Source organism: Streptomyces sp. NBC_00239 (assembly GCF_036194065.1).
In the GTDB taxonomy this organism is placed as follows: domain Bacteria; phylum Actinomycetota; class Actinomycetes; order Streptomycetales; family Streptomycetaceae; genus Streptomyces.
Genome location: NZ_CP108096.1, coordinates 98,339 through 123,344, shown reverse-complemented (window position 1 = coordinate 123,344; position 25,006 = coordinate 98,339). Strand labels below are relative to the sequence as shown.

The 25,006-nt window shown below is 69.9% G+C and carries 28 protein-coding genes; 20 read left to right on the top strand and 8 right to left on the bottom strand.

The genetic code is table 11. The features are described 5' to 3' along the window. Window positions 1-209 precede the first annotated feature (209 nt). The 3 genes from OG764_RS38385 (at window position 210) to OG764_RS38375 (ending at window position 2,276) form a co-directional block, all read left to right on the top strand. Window positions 210-1,118 (top strand): helix-turn-helix domain-containing protein, encoded by a 909-nt coding sequence (locus tag OG764_RS38385; RefSeq protein ID WP_328973436.1) that lies wholly within the window; start codon window positions 210-212, stop codon window positions 1,116-1,118. Next, window positions 1,115-1,357 carry a DUF397 domain-containing protein gene (locus OG764_RS38380; protein WP_328973435.1) on the top strand — a complete coding sequence of 81 codons (243 nt, stop codon included), beginning with the start codon at window positions 1,115-1,117 and terminating at the stop codon, window positions 1,355-1,357. Before OG764_RS38385 ends, OG764_RS38380 begins: the two co-directional genes overlap by 4 nt. 103 nt (window positions 1,358-1,460) lie before the next feature. Next, window positions 1,461-2,276 (top strand): SDR family oxidoreductase, encoded by an 816-nt coding sequence (locus tag OG764_RS38375; protein ID WP_328973638.1) that lies wholly within the window; start codon window positions 1,461-1,463, stop codon window positions 2,274-2,276. Between the two features lie 21 nt (window positions 2,277-2,297). Here OG764_RS38375 and OG764_RS38370 read toward each other — a convergent pair whose 3' ends face one another. From OG764_RS38370 to OG764_RS38355, 4 genes are read right to left on the bottom strand one after another with little or no spacing between them, the layout of a single operon-like run. After that, window positions 2,298-3,872 (bottom strand): amidase family protein, encoded by a 1,575-nt coding sequence (locus OG764_RS38370; protein WP_328973434.1) that lies wholly within the window; start codon window positions 3,870-3,872, stop codon window positions 2,298-2,300. After that, window positions 3,869-5,089: an MAB_1171c family putative transporter gene (locus tag OG764_RS38365; protein WP_328973433.1), complete on the bottom strand. Its 1,221-nt coding sequence runs from the start codon at window positions 5,087-5,089 to the stop codon at window positions 3,869-3,871. Before OG764_RS38365 ends, OG764_RS38370 begins: the two co-directional genes overlap by 4 nt. Before the next feature lie 15 nt (window positions 5,090-5,104). Next, window positions 5,105-5,659 (bottom strand): hypothetical protein, encoded by a 555-nt coding sequence (locus OG764_RS38360; protein ID WP_328973432.1) that lies wholly within the window; start codon window positions 5,657-5,659, stop codon window positions 5,105-5,107. Between the two features lie 45 nt (window positions 5,660-5,704). Then, window positions 5,705-6,193, bottom strand: coding sequence for a hypothetical protein (locus OG764_RS38355; RefSeq protein ID WP_328973431.1), 489 nt, complete (start codon window positions 6,191-6,193; stop codon window positions 5,705-5,707). 932 nt (window positions 6,194-7,125) lie between these two features. On the opposite strand from OG764_RS38355, the gene OG764_RS38350 reads away from it, so the two are divergent. The 3 genes from OG764_RS38350 to OG764_RS38340 all read left to right on the top strand — a co-directional run bounded on the left by OG764_RS38350 (window position 7,126) and on the right by OG764_RS38340 (window position 9,922). After that, window positions 7,126-7,731 carry a hypothetical protein gene (locus OG764_RS38350; RefSeq protein WP_328973430.1) on the top strand — a complete coding sequence of 202 codons (606 nt, stop codon included), beginning with the start codon at window positions 7,126-7,128 and terminating at the stop codon, window positions 7,729-7,731. Window positions 7,732-7,739: 8 nt separating this feature from the next. Then, on the top strand, window positions 7,740-8,963 hold the full coding sequence (locus OG764_RS38345; protein ID WP_328973429.1) for an MAB_1171c family putative transporter: 1,224 nt from the start codon (window positions 7,740-7,742) through the stop codon (window positions 8,961-8,963). 329 nt (window positions 8,964-9,292) lie between these two features. After that, the gene (locus OG764_RS38340; RefSeq protein ID WP_328973428.1) at window positions 9,293-9,922 is read left to right on the top strand and encodes an HAD-IA family hydrolase; all 630 of its coding nucleotides are present in this window, start codon (window positions 9,293-9,295) and stop codon (window positions 9,920-9,922) included. A gap of 330 nt (window positions 9,923-10,252) precedes the next feature. Here the strand turns inward: OG764_RS38340 and OG764_RS38335 are convergent, their stop codons facing one another. Further along, the gene (locus OG764_RS38335) at window positions 10,253-11,155 is read right to left on the bottom strand and encodes a helix-turn-helix transcriptional regulator (protein WP_328973427.1); all 903 of its coding nucleotides are present in this window, start codon (window positions 11,153-11,155) and stop codon (window positions 10,253-10,255) included. A 344-nt stretch (window positions 11,156-11,499) separates the two neighbouring features. Between OG764_RS38335 and OG764_RS38330 the strand changes: the two genes are divergently transcribed. From OG764_RS38330 to OG764_RS38280, 11 genes are all read left to right on the top strand, one after another. Continuing rightward, on the top strand, window positions 11,500-12,687 hold the full coding sequence (locus OG764_RS38330) for a SpaA isopeptide-forming pilin-related protein (RefSeq protein ID WP_328973426.1): 1,188 nt from the start codon (window positions 11,500-11,502) through the stop codon (window positions 12,685-12,687). Window positions 12,688-12,802: 115 nt separating this feature from the next. Next, window positions 12,803-13,621: a sortase gene (locus OG764_RS38325; RefSeq protein ID WP_328973425.1), complete on the top strand. Its 819-nt coding sequence runs from the start codon at window positions 12,803-12,805 to the stop codon at window positions 13,619-13,621. Then, the gene (locus OG764_RS38320; protein ID WP_328973424.1) at window positions 13,622-14,026 is read left to right on the top strand and encodes a hypothetical protein; all 405 of its coding nucleotides are present in this window, start codon (window positions 13,622-13,624) and stop codon (window positions 14,024-14,026) included. Window positions 14,027-14,114: 88 nt separating this feature from the next. Then, the gene (locus OG764_RS38315) at window positions 14,115-15,506 is read left to right on the top strand and encodes a helix-turn-helix domain-containing protein (RefSeq protein WP_328973423.1); all 1,392 of its coding nucleotides are present in this window, start codon (window positions 14,115-14,117) and stop codon (window positions 15,504-15,506) included. Next, entirely contained in the window at window positions 15,503-16,366 is an 864-nt protein-coding gene (locus tag OG764_RS38310) for a DUF721 domain-containing protein (RefSeq protein ID WP_328973422.1), read from the top strand. The genes OG764_RS38315 and OG764_RS38310 overlap by 4 nt, the downstream gene beginning before the upstream one ends. Window positions 16,367-16,425: 59 nt before the next feature. Beyond that, window positions 16,426-16,599 carry a hypothetical protein gene (locus OG764_RS38305; RefSeq protein ID WP_328973421.1) on the top strand — a complete coding sequence of 58 codons (174 nt, stop codon included), beginning with the start codon at window positions 16,426-16,428 and terminating at the stop codon, window positions 16,597-16,599. Next, window positions 16,596-17,006 (top strand): WhiB family transcriptional regulator, encoded by a 411-nt coding sequence (locus OG764_RS38300; protein ID WP_328973420.1) that lies wholly within the window; start codon window positions 16,596-16,598, stop codon window positions 17,004-17,006. The genes OG764_RS38305 and OG764_RS38300 overlap by 4 nt, the downstream gene beginning before the upstream one ends. After that, on the top strand, window positions 17,003-17,197 hold the full coding sequence (locus tag OG764_RS38295) for a hypothetical protein (RefSeq protein ID WP_328973419.1): 195 nt from the start codon (window positions 17,003-17,005) through the stop codon (window positions 17,195-17,197). Before OG764_RS38300 ends, OG764_RS38295 begins: the two co-directional genes overlap by 4 nt. 115 nt (window positions 17,198-17,312) lie before the next feature. After that, window positions 17,313-17,855 (top strand): GNAT family N-acetyltransferase, encoded by a 543-nt coding sequence (locus OG764_RS38290; RefSeq protein WP_328973418.1) that lies wholly within the window; start codon window positions 17,313-17,315, stop codon window positions 17,853-17,855. Window positions 17,856-17,857: 2 nt separating this feature from the next. Then, on the top strand, window positions 17,858-18,784 hold the full coding sequence (locus tag OG764_RS38285) for an alpha/beta fold hydrolase (RefSeq protein ID WP_328973417.1): 927 nt from the start codon (window positions 17,858-17,860) through the stop codon (window positions 18,782-18,784). 62 nt (window positions 18,785-18,846) lie between these two features. Beyond that, the gene (locus tag OG764_RS38280; RefSeq protein WP_328973416.1) at window positions 18,847-19,473 is read left to right on the top strand and encodes a hypothetical protein; all 627 of its coding nucleotides are present in this window, start codon (window positions 18,847-18,849) and stop codon (window positions 19,471-19,473) included. Between the two features lie 33 nt (window positions 19,474-19,506). Here the strand turns inward: OG764_RS38280 and OG764_RS38275 are convergent, their stop codons facing one another. Beyond that, window positions 19,507-21,228 carry a hypothetical protein gene (locus tag OG764_RS38275; protein WP_328973415.1) on the bottom strand — a complete coding sequence of 574 codons (1,722 nt, stop codon included), beginning with the start codon at window positions 21,226-21,228 and terminating at the stop codon, window positions 19,507-19,509. Between the two features lie 280 nt (window positions 21,229-21,508). Between OG764_RS38275 and OG764_RS38270 the strand changes: the two genes are divergently transcribed. Both OG764_RS38270 and OG764_RS38265 read left to right on the top strand, forming a co-directional pair. After that, window positions 21,509-21,850, top strand: coding sequence for a hypothetical protein (locus OG764_RS38270; RefSeq protein ID WP_328973414.1), 342 nt, complete (start codon window positions 21,509-21,511; stop codon window positions 21,848-21,850). Between the two features lie 71 nt (window positions 21,851-21,921). Further along, window positions 21,922-22,722 (top strand): GNAT family N-acetyltransferase, encoded by an 801-nt coding sequence (locus OG764_RS38265; protein ID WP_328973413.1) that lies wholly within the window; start codon window positions 21,922-21,924, stop codon window positions 22,720-22,722. A 57-nt stretch (window positions 22,723-22,779) separates the two neighbouring features. Here the strand turns inward: OG764_RS38265 and OG764_RS38260 are convergent, their stop codons facing one another. Both OG764_RS38260 and OG764_RS38255 read right to left on the bottom strand, forming a co-directional pair. Then, window positions 22,780-23,607 (bottom strand): ATP-dependent DNA ligase, encoded by an 828-nt coding sequence (locus OG764_RS38260; RefSeq protein WP_328973637.1) that lies wholly within the window; start codon window positions 23,605-23,607, stop codon window positions 22,780-22,782. A gap of 142 nt (window positions 23,608-23,749) precedes the next feature. Beyond that, complete coding sequence (locus tag OG764_RS38255; protein WP_328973412.1) at window positions 23,750-24,409, bottom strand: 3'-5' exonuclease; 660 nt, start codon at window positions 24,407-24,409, stop codon at window positions 23,750-23,752. Between the two features lie 195 nt (window positions 24,410-24,604). On the opposite strand from OG764_RS38255, the gene OG764_RS38250 reads away from it, so the two are divergent. Then, window positions 24,605-24,979, top strand: coding sequence for a DUF6573 family protein (locus OG764_RS38250; protein ID WP_328973411.1), 375 nt, complete (start codon window positions 24,605-24,607; stop codon window positions 24,977-24,979). The last annotated feature ends 27 nt before the right edge of the window (window positions 24,980-25,006 follow it).

Genomic DNA, 25,006 nt, shown 5'->3' with positions numbered 1-25,006 from the left:
GCGGGGCATCCTTGCAGCCCTCCTCGGACAACGGTGGAACCAGCAACGGTCCGCACAGTCCGGCGGCAGATGCCATGAGAAGCGACAGCGCCGACACAGATCGTGACCCTGGCCAGGATGGCCCAACGCCGTAGCCCTAGCAACATGGTTGAGCAAATTGCTGAAGAGATTGGTTGTCGGGATCGCTCCGAGCCGTCACACTGGCCACCATGTCGCATGGGAACGAGGCCCCCGGGTCGCTGATGCTCCGTGAAGTCGGTGTTGCCTTCCGGCAGTTGCGCGAGCGGCGGGATCTGACGCAGGGCGACGTAGCGGAACGACTCGGGCGGCATAACCCCCCTTTCGCACTGGACGGATCCGCGGTCAGCAGGATTGAGCTGGGCAGGAGGAAGCGCGTCGCCCCAGAGCTTGCGGAAGCGATCTTGGACTGTCTTGAGGCAGATCCCGCCGAGCGCCGTGAGGTGTTGGCCTTCCTGCAGGCCGACAGCGACACAACAACCAACAGCCCCCGGCCCGCCCTGTGGCGCCGGAACGCAGCCCTACTCGGCCCGATGCGGTTCGAGGGCTTCCTCGCTCTGGAGCTGCGGGCCTCGGGCGAGGACAACTACGAGCCTAAGATCGTTCCCGGTCGGCTCCAGACCCGCGAATACGCCGAGTACGTCATCTCGGCGATGCGCGAAGAACTGAGTCCTGTCGAGATCAAAGGCCTCGTGGACATCCGCATGGACCGGCAGAGCCGCATCGCCGGCGGCGCCCCGCGCCAGTTTCGTGCGCTCCTCGACGAAGAGGGGTTGCGGAAGACGGTCAAGGACAAGGAGATCCTCAAAGGCCAGCTCGAGCGGCTGCTCCTGGAGTCCGAGAAGCCCTGGAACGCCATCCGCGTCCTGCCCGAGTCAGTGGACTGCCACCCCGGCACATCCGGGGCGTTCGTCCTCATGCACTTTCCCGAACCAGCGCGCTCCGTCGTGTGGTTGGAGAACATGGTCAGCTCGGGATACTTCGATGAAGCCCTGTATACGGATGCGTACACATCGGCTTTCAGCAGCCTCTGGCAGAGGGCGCTCGACCCAGACGACACCCGTATGTTGTTTAAGAAGATGATCAGGGAGCTGCAGTGACTGTACAAAAGCCCGACCCGTCGACTCTGGATCTGAGCGACGTCGAGTGGCAAGTGCCTAGCTTCGATAGCGGTGGCGGAGGCAACTGCATGCGGTTCGCGCGCAAGGGACGGTGGATCTTGGTCGGTGACACGGAAAACCCTGACGGTGACCCGCTGGTGTTTAGTCAGCAGGAGTTTGAGGCGGCCATCCTCGGGGCGAAGGCCGGCGAGTTCGATCACCTTGCCGGGCTCGGCTGACATCGCTGGCGCATCGTTCGTCCCAGATCAAGGTGTGGTCGTCCGCAAGGAAGTTGGGGCGACCACACCGCTGGACCTTCCGACTCCGTTCAGGACAGTACTGATCGTCGGTGGCAGCGGCTTCCTTGGGACCGAACTGATCCGTCAGGCGGGAGCGGCCGGGTACCCCACCGCCGCGACGTGCGCCACCAAGGTCGGCGATGCCTCCGGGGCCACGTGGCATCACCTTGATCTGCGGGACGTGGACCGTCTGGAGGCGGTCGTGACCGAGGTGGACCCGCACATCATCATCAACGCATCGAGCGGCGGGGCCGACTGGGCGGTCACGGCAACGGGCCCTATCCGGCTCGCGATGCTGGCGGCGCAGCGCGGAGTCCGCATGGTGCAGGTGTCCTCGGACGCCGTGTTTTCCGGCGCCGCGGTGGATTACGACGAGTCCGCTCTCCCCGACCCCGTCACTCCGTACGGCGCAGCCAAAGCCGCAGCGGAGACCGGGGTCCTGGCCGTGTATCCGGAGGCGGTCGTCGCCCGCACGTCGCTGATCATCGGTTACGGCAGGTCCGAGCACGAACGCCTCGTGCACCATCTCGCCGCGGGTACCGTCGATGGCGCCCTGTTCACCGACGATGTCCGTTGTCCGGTAGATGTCGCCGACCTGGCCTCCGCGCTCCTGGAGCTGGCAGTCAGCAACGCGGCCGGCGTCCGTCACCTCGCGGGGGCGGATGCGCTGAGCCGTCACGAACTCGGTGTCCTCATTGCCGAGCGGGACGGTCTCGATCCCGCGGGTCTGCCCGCAGGCCGGCGGGCAGACAGCTCCCTTCCGGGAGCCATCGATGTTCGCCTCCGCAGTCAGGCGACCCAGCGGCAACTGAACACCATCCTGCGCGGGGCACGCGAGTTTCTGCGTCCCCGTGCGTGACACGGCTGACCTTCCTGGAACTCACACGGAGAACGCCGATGCCCGGATGGGTTCGGGAAGTCGGGACGCGAGTTGTTTGGCCGCTTCGAGGACGGTGCGGTCTCCCAGGTACGGGCCGATGATCTGGATGGCCAGCGGCAGCCCGGCTTCGGTCTTGCCAGCGGGGAGCACCAAGGAGGGCAGGCCGACCGGGCTGGTCAAGTTGAGCCAGCTGGTCTGGTCGTAGAACGAGCGCTTCTTCCCGTCGACGGTGATGTACCGCTGCGGCGCCGGCGTGCTGGTCTGGTCGGGCACGGCGGCCGTGGGCGCAGCCGGGGTGATGAGGATGTCGTGCTCGTCGAAGTAGCTGTCCCAGGTCGCGCGGAGTTTCTGGCGTGCTTCATCGGCGACGCACCAGTCGCGATGGCGCATGGTGCGGGAGTGCAGGAACAGGCCGCTCGGGTCGTCTGCCGGGACCTTCTCGGCCGCCGCGACGTCGGCCGAGAACGCCGCATCGGTGGCGGTGGCCGAGGCCGTGGCGTACATGAGGCGTTGGAACAGCTTGTCGCTTTCGGCGAAGTCGACGGGCCTGGTGGAGTCGTCGACGGTGGCGCCGAGCCCGCGTACGAGCTTGGCGACCTGGTCGAGGAGGGCGCGGGTGTCGGCGTCGACACGGCAGTACGCGTCGTCGGCCCAGATGCCGACCTTGTAGTGGCGGAGCTTGGTCTTGGCCGGGGCAGGCAGGTCGATCTTCCAGCCGGCGCGGTCGGCGGGCGAGGGCGCGGCGATGACGTCCAGGAGGAGGCCGAGGTCCTCGACGCTCCGGGCGATCGGGCCGAGCGTGATCATGTCGCTGCTGGTGTCCCAGCCGGGCAGGCGGGGGATGTGGCCGCGGGTGGGCACGATCGGGCTGGCGCCACGGGAGGTCCGCAACGCGTAGACACCGCAGTACGCGGCGGGAAGGCGTAGCGAGCCGGCGAGGTCGGAGCCGACTTCGAGGCTGGTGAAGCCTGCGGCGACCGCGGCCGCCGGGCCGCCGGAGGAGCCGCCGGCGGTCTTCTCGGCGTCGAAGGGGTTCACGGTCTTGCCGAAGATCGGGTTCGACGTCTGGATGTCCTGGCACATGGTGGGCACGTTCGTGTGGCCGATGATGATCGCGCCGGCGTTGCGCAGCAGCGCGATGACGTCGGCGTCACGGTCGGGAACGTGGTCGGTCAGGCTGGGGGACCCGCACGTGGTGCGCATCCCCTTGACCTCGAGGGCGTCCTTCACCGTCATCGGCAGGCCGTGGAGCGGACCGAGCGGCTTGCCGGTCGTGGCGAGGTGCTGGTCCGCCTTGTCGGCGGCGGCGCGGGCGCCGTCGGCGTCGAGGGTGACGATGGCGTTCAGCTTCGGGTTCGCTTTGGCGATGTGTTCGAGGTGCTGCTCCAGCAGGCTGCGGCTGGTGATCCGGCGCTCGCGAAGAGCGGCCAGCTGATCGGCGGCGGACGCCTGGCGCAGGGGGATCGTGCTCGGTGGTCTTTTGCCGACACCGGTGCGCGCGCTGGCGGAAGTGGGCATGGCGGTAGCGGCGGCGAGGGCAGCCGTGGTGGCAAGGACGGTGCGGCGGAGGATCACGTAACGGCTCCTGAAGTGATGCTGGCAAGGTCGGCGGTGGGTGCCTCTGGGCGAGGCGGGGTAAAGAAGCCGGCGACTCGCTCGAGGTGGAGTAGTTCCTCCGCGGCCGTGGGCAGGGGCAGGTGCACGTCGGCGTACTCAGTGGGAGCGTCGACCGGGGCATCTGCGTAGAAGCGGACGAGGGCAGCGTGGATCTGGTCCGCGGTGACGGCCGCCGCCAGCGTGGCACCGCCCAGTCCTTCGCCGGCGCGGCGGGCTTCGGCCTCGGCGCGCGCGGCGGGGTCGAGGTAGCGGCGCAGCAGCTTCTGGCCGTGGCGGATTTCCACGCGGCGCCGCAGCAGCGGGAACTGCGCACTACCGCGGTGGAGGAGCGAGCCGTGCTGGGGATCCGGCTGGAGCAGGGTGATCTTGGGGTGGGCCTGGGCCAGGGCGGTCCATAGCTTCGCCAAGCGCCGGTACGACAGGTGCGTGTTCGCCCAGGTCCTGGTGTTGCCGATGCGCCGGGACAGGGTCGGCAGGAAATAGCCGATCTGCGTGAGGGTGGCGCCCACGTCGCCGCAGAGCCAGGCGTAGGGGTCGAGGCCCTTGACGCTGAAGTCGAAGATCCCGCCGACGACGGCTGCGATGCGGATCGTGCAGTAGCCGAGGGTGATGGCCGCCCCGACCGCAACGAGGCGCAGGCCAGTGGCGATCGACCCGTTGGCCGCGGAGCGCGCGTACTTCCAGCAGGCCCGCACCAGATAGACCTCGGCCACGGTGTACGCGCCGATGTAGAGCGTCATGTAGCACTGGAAGAACGGATCGTGCGCGTAGTAGTTCGAGAAGTCGGTGGGCCGCTGGGCGGTGGGAGTCAGCAGAGCGAAGAGCACTGCCATCCCGATGATCACGCCGACGGCTCCGAGGAGCAGATGACGGCTACGGCGCCGGGCCGCTTCAGCGGGCCGGGACCAGTAGGCGAGGACGGCAGCCTGGAGTGCGAACACGAGGATCACGCAGCTCTGGGCCAGGGGCACGGCAATGTTCGTGACGCCGAAGGTGCTGTCGATGCGCACCCAGACCCAAGTGATCGAGATGAGGTAGCTGAGGGCGGAGAACCCGTACGTGAACGCGAGGGCGATCACAGCGGGGTTGCGCGGGCGCTTGCCCAGGTCGCGGAGCAGGAAGAGGAAACCTGTGCCAGCGATCACCAGGCACAGGGGGTGGAGTATGTCTTTCACGGTGCTCAGTTCTGGTCAGCGCAGCAGCGTACGGGCTATGGGGTCGTCATCGGCAGAACCGCGGGCGGCAGCGGCCCGCGAGCGGCGGACATGCTCCTGGAGGAGTGAGCCGATCAGCTCCGCTTCGAACTCGTCCGGCTCCGTGTACTCGGTCCGGCCGAGGACCAGCCGGACGGTGGCCAGGTCGATGTCGGTGAACACACCGCCGAAGCCGGAGATGTCCAAAGACTTGCTCTTCTTGCCGTGCTTGAGCATGTGAGCGAGCTCGTGACCGGCGACGATCTCTGTGTACGCAGGGCTGACGCCCTCGTCGTAGAACAAGTAGTCCGTCGTGTCGGTGACGATCCACATGCCGCATGGTGCGGAGGGGTCCAGCGACTCCAGGTCCGAAAGGTCCGGCGTGAACGGGACCAGCTGGACCTCCCGTCCGATCTTCTGCTGCACGAACGGCAACAGGCCGAGGACGCTGTCGACGGGAGGAAGATCCAGTTCCTCAACGAATGCTCGGCAGCGCTGCTCGACTTCCCCGACGTGGTCGACGGGCCGGCGCGCACGACGGCTGTGCCACATGCGTGTTCCTCTCAAGAGCCGCTGATAGCCGAGCGTATCCGCTGATCAGGGAAGATCTTGGTCCGGGGCGGAGGGCAGCCCTTCCCGCTCACGCACGGCCTCGATCTTCTTCAGCACCTCGTCGAGGCTCTGCGGGGACAGGCCGATGGACCGAAGTGCGATCTCTTTCACATTGGCCTGGCTCAGCCTGCGCAGCAGCTCGAACTGCTTGGTAACCCTGAGCGTGACTTCGTCCTGGACGAAGAATCCCGCCTCCACGCCGAAGAAGCGGGCGAACAGCGGCACCAGCTTGACGGTCGGGTTCCGCTGCCCTTTGCGGAGCAGTGAGATGTACGCGCCGGTGATGTTCTCCTCGCCGTACGAGGAGATCTCCCGGGCGGCATGGGCGTTGCTGTACTCGTCCGCACCCGGCGGCCTGACCCGGTCGAACAGGTAGTTCAGTCGGTCGGCAAAGGACGCCCCGGGGCCGGGTGCGGGAACCGGGGCCGTTGGCGGCGGCGTCTCACTGTCCGCTCTCTCGCCTGCATGGGGCACGGTGCGCTGCTCTCTCTCGAAGTGGTTCAACTATAGTTGACGCTGTGATGTCCGGAAGTTAGGTTCACCTTGCACGCACCGAGGGTGCGGCTGGACCACTGGGCCCGGAAGATGACCATCGGGGGGGTAGTGACGTGCACGTCGCGGGACGAGCAGGATCAGCTGCTCCGAGTCCCGGCGGTGAGCCATCCGCTCCACCGCTCCGGCGGTTCTTACGGTCGACTCATGCCGCGATCGTGACTCAGTGTAAGCGCTCGGATGGCCTGAGCCCAGCACAAAGGGCGGCCGGAGCTGAGGTTCCGGCGTGCGTCACATTTACGCTGCGCAATATGTCGATTTTGGGACAGACGTGCCTGAGAACGGCGGAGATAGGCATCTCGCGACAATCCGGGATTGCCGGACATTGCCGGTGCGGCAGCGCGCACGGATACCTCTTTCGCGGATGGATGGAATGTGTTGCTGGGACAGGCTAGAGCATTGGATGCACCGCCTGTGAGCTGCGGCAACAGTCTTTGTGACTTCCTATCAGGGACGAATGGCGCCCTCTTAGGCAATAGCGGCGGTCCCGGATTCAGGGATGCCGGAAACCGGCGGTCCAACCGGACTTGCCACGAGTAACCGGAATTCTTGCTTGCATTTGGGCGAATCGGCGGGACATAGTGGGCTCCGCCCCACCCGCTACGCAGTTGAGCCGTTGCGCAGGGTTGTTGATCTTCCGTCACTTACAGCGACGGGTCTTGTAGGGGTATCGCCCGGCTGGATGGCGCGTGCGGCGTCAACCGGTTCGACATGCAAATAGAACGCGTGTTTGGGTACGGGTTGGAAGGCGCCCCCGGAAGTGAATCGGGGCAGGGGCGAGGAGGACGCACGTGATGAAGAGGTGGGTTCCACGGCAGACGACCGCCCGGAGCTGGAGCTCCGGGTTGCGCAGAGTGCAGATCGGCAGACACCCCCTGCACTTCGCGAATGGATTGCTGCGCTGGCGTAGGGACCCGTCGCAGCGCGCTCTCGTGAAGGAATGCGAGAGGCTGCTCGCCGATCTGCCTGTCCCTACCCCGTTCAGTGTCGAGGCGCTGGTGCGGAACATGGAGCAGGTGCTCAAGCGCCAGATTCGGCTGGTGCCCTTCGATGATCCTGACGGAGGCATGGGCACCGCGTGCGGCCTTCGGGTGAAGGCGCCGGAGTTCACGATCGTGCTCTACCGCCGCCGGTCCAGCCGCAACCAGACCGAGCACATCATCCTTCACGAACTCGCACACGAGTGGCTGGACCACGGGACGACCCTGACCGCTGAAGAGATCGAGCGGTACGTCCCTGAACACATCCGGGAGGAAGTCCTTCGCCGCTTCCCCTCGGCCCTGGTCCAGGGGCGTGTCAACTTCGACAGTCCCGAGGAGAAGCAGGCCGAGCTGTCGGCATCCCTGATCAAGCGGCTGGCCCGCAGGCACCCGTTCGACGGGGACGACATGACCAGCCTCCTGGAGTCCTCGCTGTCCCACCCCGTTGCGCCGCCGCGCCGCGGCTCTCACCAGGAATGACGGACGGCATGCTCGACTCTTTCAGGTACCTGACTGCGGCCGTGATGACCATCATCGCCGTCTGGCGTTTCCCGGCGGTCCGGTACGCAGACGCGCACCGCCGCGCCCTCTGGGGTGGCTACGCCGGATTCGCCGTAGCCCTGTGGCTGTACACGCCGGCCGTGATGCTGGCCGTGGACCGCATTCCCGTGGTCGACCTGAGCGCACTGATGAGGCACTTCGCCAGCACCGCGGCGATCATCGCGTCCCTGACGTACGTCGCGACCAGCTACGGCAAGAGCTCCGAGGCGGTGGTGCCCCGGCATGTCGCGGTCTCGCGCTGGATCGCGCGCGCTTCCTACCCGGCGGGCGCCATCGGCGTGACTCTCCTCACCATCTTGTTCTTCACCGTGGTGGACCGCCCCAGGCAGAGCGATGACTTCCTCAGCGACCATGCCGGGGAATGGGGCGCCGCGGCATACATGAGCGTTTTCTATTTCTTCCCGCTGGTCACTACTGCCGTATGCGGATATCAGTGGTCACGTGCATCGCGGCAAGCGGAGACGACGAGCATGCGCATCGGTCTCCGTTTGATGGGAATCTCGATGTGGATGGGACTCGTCCACACCATGGCCCGAATCGTCATTGTGTGGGCGGCAGTGCTGTTCCCGGTGAGCCAGTCCTTGATGGATACGCTCATCGACCTCACGGCAATGTGGATGAATCTGCTGTTCCTGATTGTGGCGACAGGAGCGAGTATTCCCACAACCAGTGCGGCCGCTGCTCGCTGGAAAACCATGAAAACCCTCTACCTGCTGCACCCGCTCTGGTTCGACCTGGTGAAGACCTTCCCCGGAACGAGCCTCTACCCGCCGGGGTCACGCCTGTCGGAGTTGATCCACCTGCGTGTCCCCAGCGACGTACGCCTGGACCGATGGACCCAGGACATCGCCGATGCCTGCGAAAAGCTCCGGTACTACGCTCCGGAAGCACTGCTGTGGGCTGCGGAGGACGCGACCGAGTCGCACGAGGACCCCGAGCCGGCCGCCGAGGCGTACTGGATCGCGGCCGCGATCCGGGCCGCCGCCTCCTCAAAGGCCGGCCAGTACGCGACAGGGCAGCTGCAGGAGAAACCTTTCGTCGACACGAATAGCGAAGCAGCCTGGCTCACACAGGTGAGCAAGATATACGCCCACATAACCCCGGCCGACGCTCAAAGAATTCTCCAGCAGTCCGCAGAACTGAAGACGTGAGCGGTCCGCGGCAGACCATAAATCCACATCACACTGCGGTTTCCAATTCGGCTGCCGAATTCAGCAGCCCCACACACCGAGACGGGAGGAATGCATAATGCGAAAGTGCCCGAGATACCCGGCCGAGCCATCAAGCGCGGACGGGGCTACCCGCGTCCTCAAAATGACGGCTGGTACCTTGGGCCAGACTGTGGGTGGCGTCGATCCCGCCCCGTAGGTACCGCCGACCCTGGCATGCGAAGCGCAGGCGCTGTCGCCGCCACGCGTAAGCCGGGCCGGACGCTGTCCAGTACGGACGGCGCCCAAATTCTCAGTAATGGAGTTCCTGCATGTCTCACCGCACCGGCCTCGTCCTCGACTTCGGAGGCGTGCTCACCACCCCGCTGCTGCCTGTGGTGCTCGCCTTCGAGCAGCGCGAAGGGCTCCCCAAGGGTGCCTGCATCAACGCCCTCTACCAGGACGGCGAGGGCGTCCGGATCACCAGCGATCTCGAGCGCGGAGCGGTCAGCCAGACCGAGTGGAACGAGTTCGCGGGCAAGAAGCTGGGTGTCTCTCCCGACAACCTGATGGGCAGGATCTTCGGTGGCCTGCGTCCTGAGCCGCTGCTGATCAACGCGGCCGCCGCGGCGAGGCGCGCCGGGATCAAGGTGGGCATCCTGTCCAACTCCGTGGGGCTCGCCCCGTGGGATCTGTACGACGGATACGAGCTGGAGAAGCTCTACGACGCCGTGGTGATCTCCGAGCACTACCAGATGCGCAAGCCCGACCCCGAGCTCTTCGAGATCGCGCTCAAGCTCATGGACATGCCCGCCGACCAGTGCGTCTTCGTCGACGACACCGAGGCGTACGTCCAGGCGGCGGAGCAGCTCGGCTTCGCAGGGGTGCACAACAAGGACCCCCAGCAGACGGTTACCGATCTCTCGAACCTGCTCGGCGTGGACCTCACCGCAGCCGCGTAGCCGTACGGTGCGCCAGGACCTCAGTGCCTGGCCGCTCAGCTTTCCCCGGCCCTATGCCTCCCCGCGAGGAGGCATAGGGCCGGGGATCTGTGTTTCGGGGCCGCACCCGAGGGGGGCCGGCGCCCGGACCGGACGTCTGCTGCAGGCCGGCGCCCGGATGAACAGCTCGCCTTCTGGCCCGCTCTCCGCACACCGCCCTACTGAAGGGCGCCAGTATGTGCTCCTGGGGCGCCGGGTCCTGCCATCACAGCGCGTGGCACGACGACTCCGCCGATGTCCTGTGGACCTGTCCGCTGCGCACGACCTCCTGGTTGGCGCCGGCGGCCGGCTTCAGGACCCGTCTTCTACGCCCGGCAACTTGTGCTTCAGCTCTCCGACGATCTCGTTGATCTTGGTCATCGTTTCGGCCGACAAGCCCGTGTGGTTGCCGCGGGCAGCAAGGCCGAGGATCTGACCTTCCTGGATCGACCGGAAGAAGCGGACGGCTGCGAGGAACTCGCGGACCGTGGGGCTCAACTCCTCGTCGTCCCGGAAGAGGGCGGCATCGACCTGGAGAGCGTGAGCCAGGCCGGCACGCACCGAATCCGAGACGTCAGTCGTGGCACCCTCGCGGAGCGCGGCGATGTCGTCGGCTGTGGTACTTCCCATGCGGCCGTGCGCGCGCGCGTGCTCGTTGACGGCCTGCGCGATCTGTTCGTCGGACGGAGCCGTCTGGCCCTCGTACCCGTACTGCAGAAGGTAGTTGATCTTCTCCGCGACTGTGCGGGGCAGGGACGGCTGCTCGTCCCGCGACGGCGCAGACGCTCGTGCAGTGCGAAGGCCGAACGAGACGTCCTGGGCGGCCAGCAGTTCTTCCCGGGTCACCCCGTAGGCGTCCGCGAGAGGGCCCACGTACGCGTCCTGTAGCCGGCGTCTGCCGGATTCCGCGTTGGCCAGGGGCACGCGGGTGGCGTCGATGACCGCAGCGGCCTGCGCCACGCTGAGGCCGGCGTCGCAGCGCAGGAGCTGCAGGTCCGCGGGGCCCTCGTGGGGGAACAGGGCGTCGAGCGGCTGACCGAGTGCGGCAGCGATCGCGGGGAGCTTGTCGCCCTTGGGCATCTCGTCGCCGCTCTCCCACCGGGCAACGGTGGGGCCGCTGACGCCCACGCCCTCGCACGCGCCCAGCTGCTTCTGGCTGAGCTCTCTACCGCGTCGGACAGCGCGTACTTTGCGGCCGTCGAACTGACGGGGCACATGAACTCCTGCGAGGTGGTGGTCTAGACGACTTCGGCGACGATCACTGCACCATAACGGCAACCGGCTGACAGCAACCGGCTTGATCGATACACGAATCTACCGTACGTTTCTGTATCGCACCTGGTGAGTGGGGCATCGCGTCGCACGTTGATCTTATGCCCTGTTTATTCACCACTGAACTACCCGTCCCGCGAGGGACGGGTCCACCGGACCCGGTCACGAAGTGGCCTAGGAACCGTTAATGGCCGGGTCCGGTTGGCAGTCCCCGAACGGAGATCTGGATGAGTGTTGCATCAACACGCCCCCGCTCGCATGCCCGCTCCCGAATTCAGCGTCATGTCGTGTTTGGCACGGCGGTTGCGCTGGGCACGGGCATTCTGCTCGCGCCGCACGCGGTCGCGGCGGACAAGTGGGGACCTGGATACCTGATTCCGGACAGTACCGGAAAGCCGGACACCTCCCACATCGGCGGCTACACCGTCGCCGGCGTCGACGGCCTCGCCTACTGTGCGGACCCCGAGCTCGCCGGCCCCGACGCGGCCGGCGGATACGGGCCCGCCAAGTCCGTCACCGCCTGGACCTCCAAGGCCACCGGCAAGAACGCCTCCGCCGAGGACCTCGCCCGCGCCGCCTACGTGCTCGGCAAGTACGGGCAGACCAAGAACGACGAGCAGGCCGCCGCGGTCGACGCCGTCGTCTACACCTACCTCGAGGCCGGCACGACGTACGCACTGCCCGACGGCAAGCGCGCCCTGGAGCGTCTCGGCTACTCCAACGTCTCGCCGTCGGCGAAGAAGTGGGCCACCGGCTACCTCAACGAGGCCGCGATGTTCGCCGGCCCGTACAAGGTCAACGTCAAGCCGATCGACAGCCCGCTCAAGCCCGGGGTGAAGACGTCCGTCACCCTCGACGTCACCGCCGCCTCCGGCCACAAGGTGCCCGGCATCAAGCTCGACCTCGACGTCTCCGGCGCGGCCGCGGGAGCGGCAAGCATCACCACCAACGCCGACGGCATCGCCACCGCGACCATCACCCCGGCCAAGGACGGCACCGTCGACTTCAAGGCCCAGGCCAAGACGCTGCCCGCCACCCAGCTGCGCGCACTGACGCCGAACAACGCCAAGGCCCAGCGCCTGCTGCTCGCCGGCGGCGCCTCCAGCGCCCAGGCCGAGGTGCACCTGAAGACCGACAGCCCCAAGGGCGCCCTGGTCGTCACCAAGACCGCGGCCGACACCAAGAAGGCCCTCGACGGCGTCGAGTTCGCCGTCAAGGACAGCGCGGGCAAGACCGTTGCCACCGGCAAGACCGACGCCAAGGGGACCTGGCAGGCCAAGGACCTCGCACCCGGCACCTACACCGTGCACGAGGTCAAGGCCGTCGAGGGCTACCAGCTCGCCGCCGACCAGAAGGCCACCGTCACCGACGGCAAGACGGCCGAGGTCGCGGTCAAGGACACCAAGATCCCCGAGCAGCCGAAGCCGAAGCCGCGCCCGGTCACCATCCCGGTCCTGCCGCAGACCGGCGCCTGACCACCGCTGCGCCCCGCGTCCACTGCGGACCCGGCGGCGGTGGGGTGGTGACCAGCCCCAGCTGAGCACCACCCCACCGCCCGGCCCGCGCCGCTCTCACTCGCAGGAAACACTCATGCCCCGCACGAACAGCACCTCCGAGTCCGACGACGCCATCAACTCCCGCGAGTCCGGCCCCGCCCGTTTCGGCCGACGCCGTCTCGTGCTCGCCGCGGCCGCGGCGGCCGCGGGTCTGGGCGTCGCCGCTCTGCTGTGGACGCAGACCGGCCACGACTCCGGCGACCGCACCCCGGCCGCCGCGAAGTCCAGCGCCGTGCAGACGCCGGACCCGCTGACCTCCTCCGCCGCACCCGCCAACGGGAAGGCGAAGGTCGCGGACAGCACCGGGGCCTCCCGCGACGCCGCGAGCCGCACCCTGTCCGACTGGAGCGCCGCCAACCCGGCCGCCCAGGGCGCCCACGCGGTGGGCGGCACGAACGGAACGGGACCCGGCGGCCGCATCGCCGAAGTCCTGCGCATCCCCGCCCTCGGCAAGGACTGGGCCCAGCCCGTCTACGACGGGGTCGGCGAGATGCAGCTGCGCGCGGGTGTCGGCCACTTCCCGGACACCGAACAGCCGGGCCAGACCGGGAACTTCGCGCTGGCCGGCCACCGTTCCGGCGTCGCCGACCCCGCCTTCCGTGACATCGACCGCATCACCACCGGCGCTGAGATCCAGGTGACCACCGCGCACCGCATCACCTACGTCTACACCGTCACCCGTGTACACACCGTCGCGCCGACCGACGTGGACGTCATCGCCCAGGTGCCCGGCCACCCGGACTCCACCCCCACCAAGGCGAAGTTGACCCTCGTGACCTGCTGGCCGGCCACCGGCCACACCAAGCGGGTCGTCGTCGAGGCGGACCTCGTCTCGGCCAAGGGCGGTGCCTAAGTGGCCGAGGACGCCGACCCGCAGGAAGAAGTGGCAGCAACGGCGGAGGCGACCGAGAAGGTCACCGTGCTGCCGGCGCGGCCCTGGCCGGTCTACAACGTCGACCGCGCCCGCGCCGAGCTCATCGCCATCGAGATGCTCACCCGCGGCGCGTCGTACCTCAAGGTCCGCCACGCCACCGGCCTGTCCCCCCGAAACGTCAAGCGACTGCAGAACCTGGTCGCGGAGGAGGCCGCGAACCCGGCCGCCCCGCGCATCGTGTGCCGCACCCCGGCCCGGATCCGGGTCCGCAACTCCGCTGCCCCCGGCACGCCCGCCCCCGCACAGCCCGCAGAACCTGCCCGGTCCACTGAACCGGACGAGACGGCCGATCCCGTCCAGATGACGTTCTCACTCGACTGCTGAACCCGGCGCGCCGCCGCGCGCCCCACCTGTCCTTCAGGCCCGAACTGCCGCGGGCCTACTTCGCGCACCCGAAATCCCAGGAACCCCTGTGCCCACGACCGTTGCACCACCCCGGCCGGCGCCCCTGCCGCCTGCCGCGGAGCACGACGTCGCCGGCCACCGCGTGCCCTCCGCCGGTCAGTGGATGTCCACGACCGGCGGCCGCATCGCGCCGAGCGGCGAGGCATGGCTCGAAGCCGTGTACTGGTTCTACAAGTACAGCCCGTTCGCCTCCTCCGGCTCCCACGGGCCGAAGAAGTTCGGCATCACCACCTGGCGCATGGCCAAGGCGATCGCCCACCTCACCGAGTGCCGCCCCAGCGTCGGCAACCTGGTCCAGTGGCTGAAGCTCTCCGAGCGCACCGTCAAATACCACCTCGCCATGCTGCGGGAGAGCGGCCTGCTCACCTACCGCGCCAGGGGCACCCGCGTAGCCGGCTGCGGCGGACGGGCCAGCGAGTTCGAGCGCACCATCCCGCAGGCTTTCGACGACGCCGCAGGGCTGCGCACCGGCCCCTCGGACACCCTCATCCGCTCCGTGCGCGGCTTCGCCCAGGACAAGATCCCGCTGCTCAAGGAGCTCCACGCCGCCGCCCGCCCGTCGCGCCGCAAGAAGCGGACAAAGGGGGCTAACCGCCGCACGCTGAAGGCGACTTCGGGAACCCCGTCTTGCACCCCAATGGTGGGTAGTACTTCTAGTTCTTCTACTGCGGGTGATCTCAACTCTCCCTCTGAGAGCAAGCTCGCCAGCGGGCAGCACAAGTCCCCCGCCCCCAAGAAGCCCACCCGCCGGAAGCTCAACACCACCGGCCGCCGCTACCAGCTCGCCGCCGAGCTCATCCAGCAGGTCGGCTGGCTCCACCGCGCCGCCGTCCCACGGATCGCCTGGATCGTGCGGCACGTCGCCGACGCCGGATGGAGCACGGCCGAGGTCATCGCCGTCGTCGGACTCGCAGCCCCCGCCCGCCGTGTCCACCGCCCCTCCGGCTTCCTCGCCAGCCGCCTCAAGGGCGCGCACCTGCTGTACGACACCCCCGCCAAGCGCACCGCGATCGTCGACCACTGGCGCGACTCACGCCCCGCCGAACACGACCGGCACGCCGAGTGGTGGCAGGACGACTGCCGCAGGCCCGCCAGCCGCGCCGTGGCCCGCGAGGTCGACGCGGCCTTCGCCCAGCTGCAGCAGCCTGCCACCCCGGCGGCCGACGAGCGCGAACTCGCCGTCGGCGACGACGGCCTGGTCGCCCTCGAACAGCTCACCCGCGACGAGGTCATCGAACTGCGCGCCGCCGCACTCAAGGACCCCGCCCTCGTCCGCGCCACCCTGACCGCCTGCGGCGAGACCTACACCCGCCGCCTGTACAGCTCGGCCCTGGTCGACCAGGTCCAGCGCCTTGCCCGCCTCGGCCGCACCGTCGTGCACAGCTGGAGGCCCGCATGAGCACCGACGAGCCCACCGGCGTGGACCTGGCGCGCGTCGCCCTGGCCGCCGCGAAGAAGGCCGCCAAGGAACGCGGCGCCACCACCTCGGCGAAGCGGGCCCCCAAGCGGCGCCCGGTCGCCCGCCGCAACGGCCGCGACCCCCTGGGCCTCGGCGGCGCCCTGGCCCAGCTCGTCACCGAGCGCGGCTGGGAGACCCCCGCGGCCGGCGGGTCCGTGATGGACCAGTGGCCCACGATCGTCACTCCGGAGATCGCCGACAACCTGCGGCCGGCGGCCTTCGACCCGCGCACCGGCCGGCTCGACCTCGTCCCCGCCACCAGCGCCTGGGCCACCCAGGCCCGCCTGATCAGCGCGCAGCTCATCCGGCAGGCCAACACCGCGGTCGGCACCGAAGCCGTACGGCAGATCCGGGTCCTCCCGGTCGGCGGTCGCACCTCCATGACCTCCCCCGCCCCGGCACTCGAACCGGCCGCCCCCACGCCGCGCGGAGAGATCCGCACCCGCGAGAACGCCTCGCCCGGTTACCACCGCGCGCGGGCCGCGCTCGCGCCCGCCCCCGCCGGAACGCCCAGGGGCCGGGTCCGCACCCGAGAAGACGGAAGCGACGGCTACCAGCAGGTCCGAGCCCTGCTCAAGAGCCCGCCCGCCGCACCCGCCGCCGACCAGGCGCCGGCCCGGACACGGCAGGACGGGTGCGACGGCTACCAGCAGGCGCTCGCCCAGGTCGGCGTCCCCACCCCGGCACTGCGCACCAACGAGGCGCCGGTCATCACCCGGGAGAACGCCTCCTCCGGATACAAGCTCACCCGCCGCGCGCTCCTGGACGGCCGGAGCCACACCCGCGCCGGACCTCCCTGACCACCCCGCCCCCGCCCCCGCTATCGGCCCGACGCGTACGAACGAGAGCAGCCCCGCCCATGACCTCCACCCACGCCGAGCACCCGCTACCGGCACCCCCGCCCACCTGGAGCCGGCCCGCCCGCAAGACCGCTTCGACCATCACCGACCCCGAACTCGACGTGCTCTACGCGCAGCGCGATGCACTGCTGCGCCTGCTGGCCGGCGCCCTCGCCGCCGGAGCAACCGCATGAGCAGCCCCGCCCTCGCCCACCCCGAGGCGGCCACACCCTGCGCCAGCGCCGACCCGGAGATCTTCCACGACGACGCCCAGGCCGCCGCGGCCCGGAAGCTGTGCGCCGGCTGTCCGCTCGCCGCTCACTGCCGTACGCAGGCCCGCAACAACCGGGAGTGGGGCACTTGGGGCGGCGAGACCAGCGCCGAGCGCGCCGCCGCCGGCCACCCGCCCGCCGGCTGGCGCGGCCGCGGACACAAGATCGCGCTCAAGCCCTGTGGAACCACCGCCGCCTACCGCCGTCACCTGCGGGCCGGTCAGAAACCCTGCCGGCCCTGCAAGTCCGCCGAATACCTCCGCCGCGCCGAGCGCCGAGCCCGCCCGAGCCACTCGCGACCTGCGACCAGGACGAGGAGCCAGACATGACCGGACCGAGCAGCACCCCGCGGGGTGAACGCCCCGGCACCCGCGGCATCCGCTGGGAGACCGTCCTGACCTCCACGGAGACCGTCGTGCCCGACGACACCTGGGACGAGCAACCCCCGAAGCCGAGCCGGGCGACCCGCCGCGCCATAGCGCGCAAACAGCGCGGAAAGCCCAACTCCGGCCAGAGGTAGGTAACCCGCCAGTAGCGGCGGACGGGCTCTGTCCACAGGACCCGCACCGCACCCTTTCCCTGCTTCGGCCCGCCTCCGTCCCGGCGCGCCCCCGACGAGACGAAGGAGCAGCGGATTGTCCACGCCGAGCACCATCACGCCAGCCCCCAGCGAACCCACCACGAAACCCGGCTCACCGTTCACCACCCGCCGCGCCCACCTGGGCGACCTCGACCTGGTGAACGCCCTGCACCACGCCTGCTCCCTCGACAGCCGGTACGCCCGATACGCCTCGCCACGCCGGGAATTGAAGGAAGCGGAGTTCGCCCGGCTCGTCCACCCCGCCGCGGGCGACAGCTGGCTCACCACCCTGCACGACCGCCCCGAGGCCCCCGAGACCGCGGCCGCCGTCACCCACCTGCTCAAGACCCGCACCGCCGGCGTCTACGAACTCGCCGTCCTGATCGGCGATGCCTGGCAAGGCCGGGGCCTGGGGACCTGGCTCACCGACCACGCGCTCGCCGCGGCCGCCGCCAACCCCGACTGCCGCACCGTCACCGCGATGTTCGGCGCCTCCAACCGTCGCGCCCTGCGCATCCTGCACCGCCGCAACCTCACCATCCCCGCCGCCAGCGGCGGCGTCATCGACATCACCCTCCCGCTGCCCGAACGGAGTTGACCATGGCAAAGCTGCCCACCCCCACCGCCGAGCTCCAACGACCGGACGGTGCACGTCTCGCCCTCTACGTCGACGGGCCCAGTGACCCCGACCTCGCGCTCGTCCTGGTCCACGGATGGCAGGCGGCGGCCTCCGTCTTCAACGAGCACGTGCGCCACCTCCCGCGCCCACGCACCCGCATCGTCCGCTACGACCAGCGCGGGCACGGCAACTCCACCGGCGGCCGAGCCCTCCCGTCCATCCCGCTCCTCGCCGACGATCTCAAGGCCGTCATCGCCGCCACCGCCCCTGGACCGCTGCCCGTCCTGCTGGCCGGGCACTCCATGGGCGGCATGGCCGTCCTCGCGCTCGCCGCCCAGCACCCGCACCTCGTCGGCGACAAAGTCACCGCCGCCCTCCTCGCCGCGACCACCGCCGGCGGCCTCGACCTCGCCACCGCCCCCAACCCGCCGCTGAAACGTGTGATCGGGATGACCCGCCACGCCATGGCCGCCGTCTGCATCCACGCCCCGGTGCCGGCACACCGCATCCGCGAACTCGTCCGGCCCCGCCCCTACCCCCAACCCCCGATCGACCACGCCGCCCGCTGGTTCAAGGCCCTCATGCGACACGACGTCGCCGAGCAGCTCGACGCCCTCGCCCGCATCCCGGTGCACATCCTCGTCGGTGAGAACGACCAGACCATCCCGCCCATCCATGCCCTGCGACTTGCCGCCCAGATCCCCACCTCCCGCCTCCACGTCATCCCCGGCGGCAGCCACCGGCTGCCCACCCAGCACCCCGAGGACTTCCTCACCGCCCTCGAACGGGCCTGCGCCGACGCCCTCCCGCCCACCATCCGCTGGCACCGCCGCCTTTCCCGCCGCGACCGCGCGGCGATGCTCATCCCGCCGGGCCGAGCCGGTACGGCAGACTCACGAGCCAGCTGAACGCCATGAGCGAGGCCGCCCGGCCGGCGGCCACGCACCCAACGATCGACAGGACCAGCACGTTGAACCACCCCGCGGACGCCGCCGGGCCGCGCCGGGAGCGCAGCCAGATACCTGCGTTCCTACGCCGGCTCGACCCGCCCCGCACCTGGGACGGACGGCCCGACTACCGCCCGCCCGCCGCGTTCCTCGCGGCCGGCGCCGCGTTCGTCCTCGTCTTCACCGGCTTCTACCTGGCCCTGTACTCCAAGCTGTGGCACCGCCACCAGCACCTCGCCCTGGCCGCGGTCTTTGCCGGCGCCGCCCTGCTCTCGATCGCGCTCTACGCGATCGTCCACCGGCTGCTCGCCCGGTTCGGCCTGTACCTGTGGCAAAGCATCCTCGCCAGCATCGTCCTGCTGGCCGTCATGAGCTCGGCGCCCGACTGGGCACGATCGCTGTTCCCTCGGGCGTACGACCGCTACGAGCGCGAACTCGGCGGCCCAGGACACTGCCTGCACACCACGCCGTACAACCTCAGCCGCGCCCAGACCACCTTCGCGGATGATCACCCCGGCCGGATGGTCATCGACCCCATCGCCGAGGGCCTGCCCGTCCTGCGCCTGAACCACGCCGTCGACGGCGGCCTCAAGCACCTGACACCCGCCGACGCTGCCGCCCGCAAGATCCTGAATCAGTACGGCTGCTGACGGCACCCACCGGTCAGATCAGCAGATCACCGCTCACCAGTAGCGGTACTGGTGAGCGGCCGGTGGGGTGTACTCCTCCCACAGCGGACCGTCGTGCGAGCGTCGGTCCCGGTCGCCGGTGAGGCCCACGATCCGGTGCACGGGCACACTCAGCCGGTGCTCGGTGTCGCGCCCCGTGAAGGTCAGCACGCGGCGCCGCAGATCCCAGCCGCCGACGATCCCGTACACGACGTGCAACGCCGCCTCGCTGCGGACGCCGGTTTCGACGATGAGCCGCATGACACCGTGCGGCGGGTACGGCTCGGTCAGTTCCCGCAGCTCCTGGCCGGCCGGGCCGCCGGCGGTGTCGTCCGGGACCCAGATCCACTGGCCCATCTCGAACGACTCCTTCCACCGGTAGCGGGAATCCTCCTGACGCTGCGGCGCCCAGTGCACCGCCGGCTGGGATCCGCGCCGCCCGCGCAGCCAGGCACGGGCTTCACGCACCCGCTCGGACGGCCGGGGGCGACGTCCGTCCTCGGCGACGTCCTCGGCCAGCAAGGGAAAGGCGGTCCGCAGCAGTGCACGGGCCGCGCCCAGCACCGCAGGAGCGGGCCCGTCCGGCGTGATGCTGTCCTCGGTGAGCGGCTCGCCGGAGACCAGACGTCCCCGCTGACCGGTGGCGTGCTCGAGCGCGCGCTCGGCGGCGAACTCGGGCACAGCCAGGACGACGGCGTCCGCGGGCAGGCTCTCGCCGTACGGGTTGTAACGCTGGTCCGCGCCGCCCCAGGGCACCCGCGGCCCGATCTGCTCGTACTGGGCCAGAAAGGCAAGATCGCGGTCGTGCGGGCCGGTCAGCGGCCACCCGCATACCAGCAGCAACTGCTGCTTGTCCGAGCCCTGCGACGCCCCGGCGAGCTCGGCCTCCAAGCGGGCGCACCAGCGCTGCACGAAGAAGTGCCACTGGTGGTGAAACTCCGCCTCGGCCCAGGCGGCCGGCGAAGCGTGCCCCGCTGAGTAGGTCATCGCCGGCAGCGGCAGCGCGGACACGTCGCGCACCCGGGCTTTGCCCCACTCCCGGGTCACCACGGCAGAGGCGTAGTCGAGGGCGCCGCCCGCGTCCTGTCCCTGCTCGCGCGCCATCGACCAGGCCGCGCGGACCATCGTCCAAAGTTCCAGCGACGGCCGCCCGTACCCGTATCCGTAGCCGACGCCGAGCACGGCGCCCAGAGCGCGGGACTCCTCGTGCACCTTGCGGTCGGCCGCGACCGCGTCACAGGCCGCGGTCACTGAGATGGTGGCCGTCGCGGACGGTGCGGCCGCCCGGTACGCCGCCAGCGCCTGATCTGAGCGCTGCACCACGGCCGTCCACACCCGCAGCGCCCGCCACCCCTGGGCCCCGAGCTCAGGCTGATCGAGGACCGGCTTGAGGAGACCGCGCACCGTGTCGTCGTCGTGCCGGGCTGCCCGCTCCAACTCCTTGGCGTACGACGGCCAGGTGTGTGGACCCGCCGCGGCGGCCAGCCTCTCCGCACGGTCATCGGCCCGCAGGATCTCCTCGAGCACCCGCCACAGCACCTCGGCGCCGTCCGGCAGTTCCATGGCGCTGACGCAGCCGGAGCACAGCTCTCCCAGGGCCTCCAGGACCACCACCTGCTCGGCGGTTCCACCGGAAAGCCGGACCGCGTGCTGGCAGTGCCCCCACCTCTTGCCGTCCGGCACCGGCACGTGCCACTTGCCCGTCCCGGACCGCACGAGCGACGTCGTGGCTTCCACGACCGCGGGCAGATCAACACCCAGGCGCTGCAATTCGGTTCGATCCAGCGACGCCAGACGGCTCCGCCCTCGACTCATTCTCCGCCCCGCCCTGCTCCGTACGGTCCGTGCCGCCGCCACGCTACCGGCGTCCGGGGCCACTCGGAGCGAGGAGCCGACGGCACCGGGCGGCTACGCAGGGCAGGACCTTGCCGTACTCCACAGCACCAGCTGCGGCCGGCCTCGCAGCGAATTCGCTCAACTTCCCACGTCATGGGGCGGGCCGGGAGACGATGGCTCGATGACCACGTTGACCGCCCGCTGCTCGTCCGCCCGTTCCCGAGCAGTCGAGGAACTGGCGGAGGCCACGGCGAAGTGGGGCAGTGCTGTGCCCGACGACCCAGGAATCACCGAGCTCGCCGACCAACTCGCCTATGTGGCCGGTCACCTTCCGGAAGACCTCGTCAACCGGGCCGAGGCCGCCACCCATTTGGAGGCGGCTGTGGAGCACCTGCGGGCCGCGGCGCGGCTGGGCGGCCTGCTGCCCGTCGTCACCCTGCACCACCTCCGCCTCGCTCTTCAGCGTGAACGCAGCGCACGGCGTGACCATGCTCGGCCCCGCCACCCGAGCGGCCGGAGCTGACGTCCCAATTCCGGCCGCGCACGGGGCGACGGAGCCACAGGGGCGGCGGCCGCGTCTGCGACGCTGAGCGAATGAAGCCCGCCGGCATCGCCCTGGACAGCATCTGGCCCACTGAGCTGCGCACCGAACGGCTGCTCCTTCGACCGGTCACCCCCGAGGACGCCGACGTCGTCCGCGAGCTGCTGACCGACGAGAGGGTGCGTACCTACCTGGGCGGCCCCGCCTTACCCGAGCGTGTCGCCGCCCGGCAGGCCGCGTACCCGCAGACACCCGGTGTCTGGGCCATCGTCCGAGTCGCCGACGGCCGGACGGTCGGACTGGCGGGCATCGGGGCCGACCCGCGGTGCGAAGGCCGGGCAGAGGTCTCCTACCAGCTGCTCCCCTCCGCCTGGGGCGGCGGCCTGGGACGGGAGGCGGTTGGCGCCATCGTCGGCTGGTGGACAGCAGCGGTGCCCGACGGCGGTCCCGTCGTCGCTGTCACTCAGGCGGCCAACGCCCGCTCGCGCCGTCTGCTGGAGTCGCTCGGCATGGTCCTCATCGACGAGCTCGACGAGCACGGATCCCAGCAGTGCGTCTACACCCCCGGCGGCGACCACGACGACTCCGACCTGCGCTGGCTACGCCTGACCGCCTCGCACCTGGACGAGGTCGAGCGTCGACGCGGCGCGCAGGCCCGCGCCACCGCCGCGGGGCAGCGCCTCCCGGAGGACCGTACGGCCCTCACTGCCGAGGAAGCGGCTCGGCTCTGCCCCGCACACCACGGGACCTACGGCCGGATCTGCGCCCACGCGGCCGGCCACACACCAGCCCTCCACCTGGGCCGGGCGCCCGACGGCGCCTGGATCGCCTGGCTGGAGAACTTCGCAGCGTGATGCCCCGCGCGCCCCGGATCCCAGCGGGCGCGCACCACGAGATGCGAGGGCGAGACGTCACCGCAGCCGGGTCACCGTCACCACCCCATGCCGCGTGGTCCCCGCCAGGACCTCGGCGACGAGCCCCGTTTCCACCGCCTCGTACGTCGCCCCGGACGCGGTGCGCGCGGGCCTCCCGGGACCCACATCGGCCAGCCGCGCCACGACCTCGCGCCAGACCGGCACACTCACCGTCTGGGACAGGACTGTCCGCCCGTCCGGCAGCCGCACCGCCAGGGCCCGCGGCCGCGACCGCGGACCAGTGAAGCCCACGACGTCCACGTCGAGAGTGTCGGCATGGCGTACCTTCCGCCAGATCCTCGCCGCCCGGTACGTCGAGGTGGCCTGCTTGGCGACCAGGCCCTCCACACCCTGGGCGCGAAGCGCCTCGTACCAGACCAGAGCGGTGTCGCGGTCGTCCGTGGCCGGCACCACCTGCAGCGGGGGACCCACATCCTCCAGGACATCGAGCAGGAGCGCCCGGCGCTCGACGTACGGCCGGGACCGGACATCCCCCAGCTCGGCGTGCGCCAAGATGTCCCACGCGGCGAACGACGCCGGCCGTCGCGCCGCCAGCTGTGCGGCGCGGGCGGGGGACGAGGCAGCGCGGGCCTGCGCCGCGCTGAAGTCAACCTGCCCCGCTATGTAGACGACCGCTTCGCCGTCCAGGACCGTCCCGGCCGGAAGCTGGCGAGCGGCGCGCGCCAGGTCTGTCCAGGAGCTGGTCACGTCCCGCCCGGAACGGGACTGCAGCCGTACCCGGCCCGACTCGCACCACAAGATCGTTCTGTGACCATCCAGCTTCGGCTCAAACCACCAACCCCGGCCAGCCGGCAGCTCCGGCACGGCCTGGGCGAGGGCCACCGCCACAGGGAACTCCACGCCACCAGGCTGCGCCGCCGGTCGCCGCACCGCGCGCCGACACGAGCGCACTGCGCGCCGCCCCGCCTGGCCAGCGGGCAAGAAGACGGCGGTGAGGAAGCAACGGCTACGTGTTCCGGACGTCGAAGAGGCCGTCCTGCACCGAAACGTCGATGAAGGTCTCCCGCTTCGGCCGGAGCCCGGCAGCGGCATCGAGGTCGGGCAACGTGGACCAGTGACCGGCGAGCGCGCCCTCGCAGAGCAGCCGTCGGAACACGTCGGCGGTGACCTCTACATCGGGCATCGCCCGGTGGCGGCCGACCGGTTGCGCGATGCCGTAGTAGCGCAGCAGTGCGTCCAGCCCGTACGACGACATGCCGCGGAGGACCTGCTTGGCCATCTTGAGGGTGTCCAGGAACGGGGTGGAACTGAGCACGGGGCAGTGCCGGCGCTGGCGGGCGATCAGTCCGGCCTCGGTCGAAGCATGCTGGGCCACAAGCCGGTAGGGCGGTGCGGTCAGATTCTGGTCGAGCCCGGCGAGCACCGCGGCCGGTCCGGGGGCCCGCCGCAGGGCGGCTTCGCTCATCCCGTGGGCCAGATCCCGGGGAGTGATCGGCACATCAGAAGGCGGTTGGATCAAGGACTCGAAGCGGCCGTCCTCGACAAGATGTCCGTCTCGGACGACCAGAGCCAGGGCTGCGACCTCGGTCGGCTCCGCTGGCCGGCCCGCAGGGGTGAGCGCCTCGAAGTCGATCACCACGAAGGTCGTGCCGCGCAGGTTCTCCATCAGCGCTGTCATCGAGCGGCATCCTGCCCGATCGAGCCTCCTGCGGTGGGCCGTTTGTGCCGCAGACCCTAGCCGTGCCGCTGCCGGACATCAGGGCATCGGAAACACCGACCACCCATTCGAGGGACAGCGATCACGAGCCCGAAGACGGCAAGCTCAAAGGACATGACGCAGCCGAGACCAGGGACGTGGGACATGGATGACCAGTACGGACCGGTGGTCGCTTCCTACACGAGGGCAGAGTTCATCCAGAGCGGCGACCTCATCGAAATCGCGCCCAAGATAGCCACCGACGCCGGCTTCGAGGTTCGGCTACTCATCACTGCCGGCGCTCAAGGGGAGTTCGTGGCCGGCCCCGACGGCGGTGAGGACGAGCGACTGCACACGGTGCTGTCGGCGGTCGCGAGGGCCGTGGCGAGGGCTCCCGAGAGCGAAGTGTGTTTCGTGGTGCCTGCTGAGGACCTGCCCGCTACCCAGGCATCCACCGGCGCCGATCGACTCCTCGCCATCACCGAGCCCGGTGATACGGGCGAGCCCGTCATGACCCTGATGCTTCCCCACGAAATGTGAACTCCTAACGGGGGCCGGGAAGAGGCA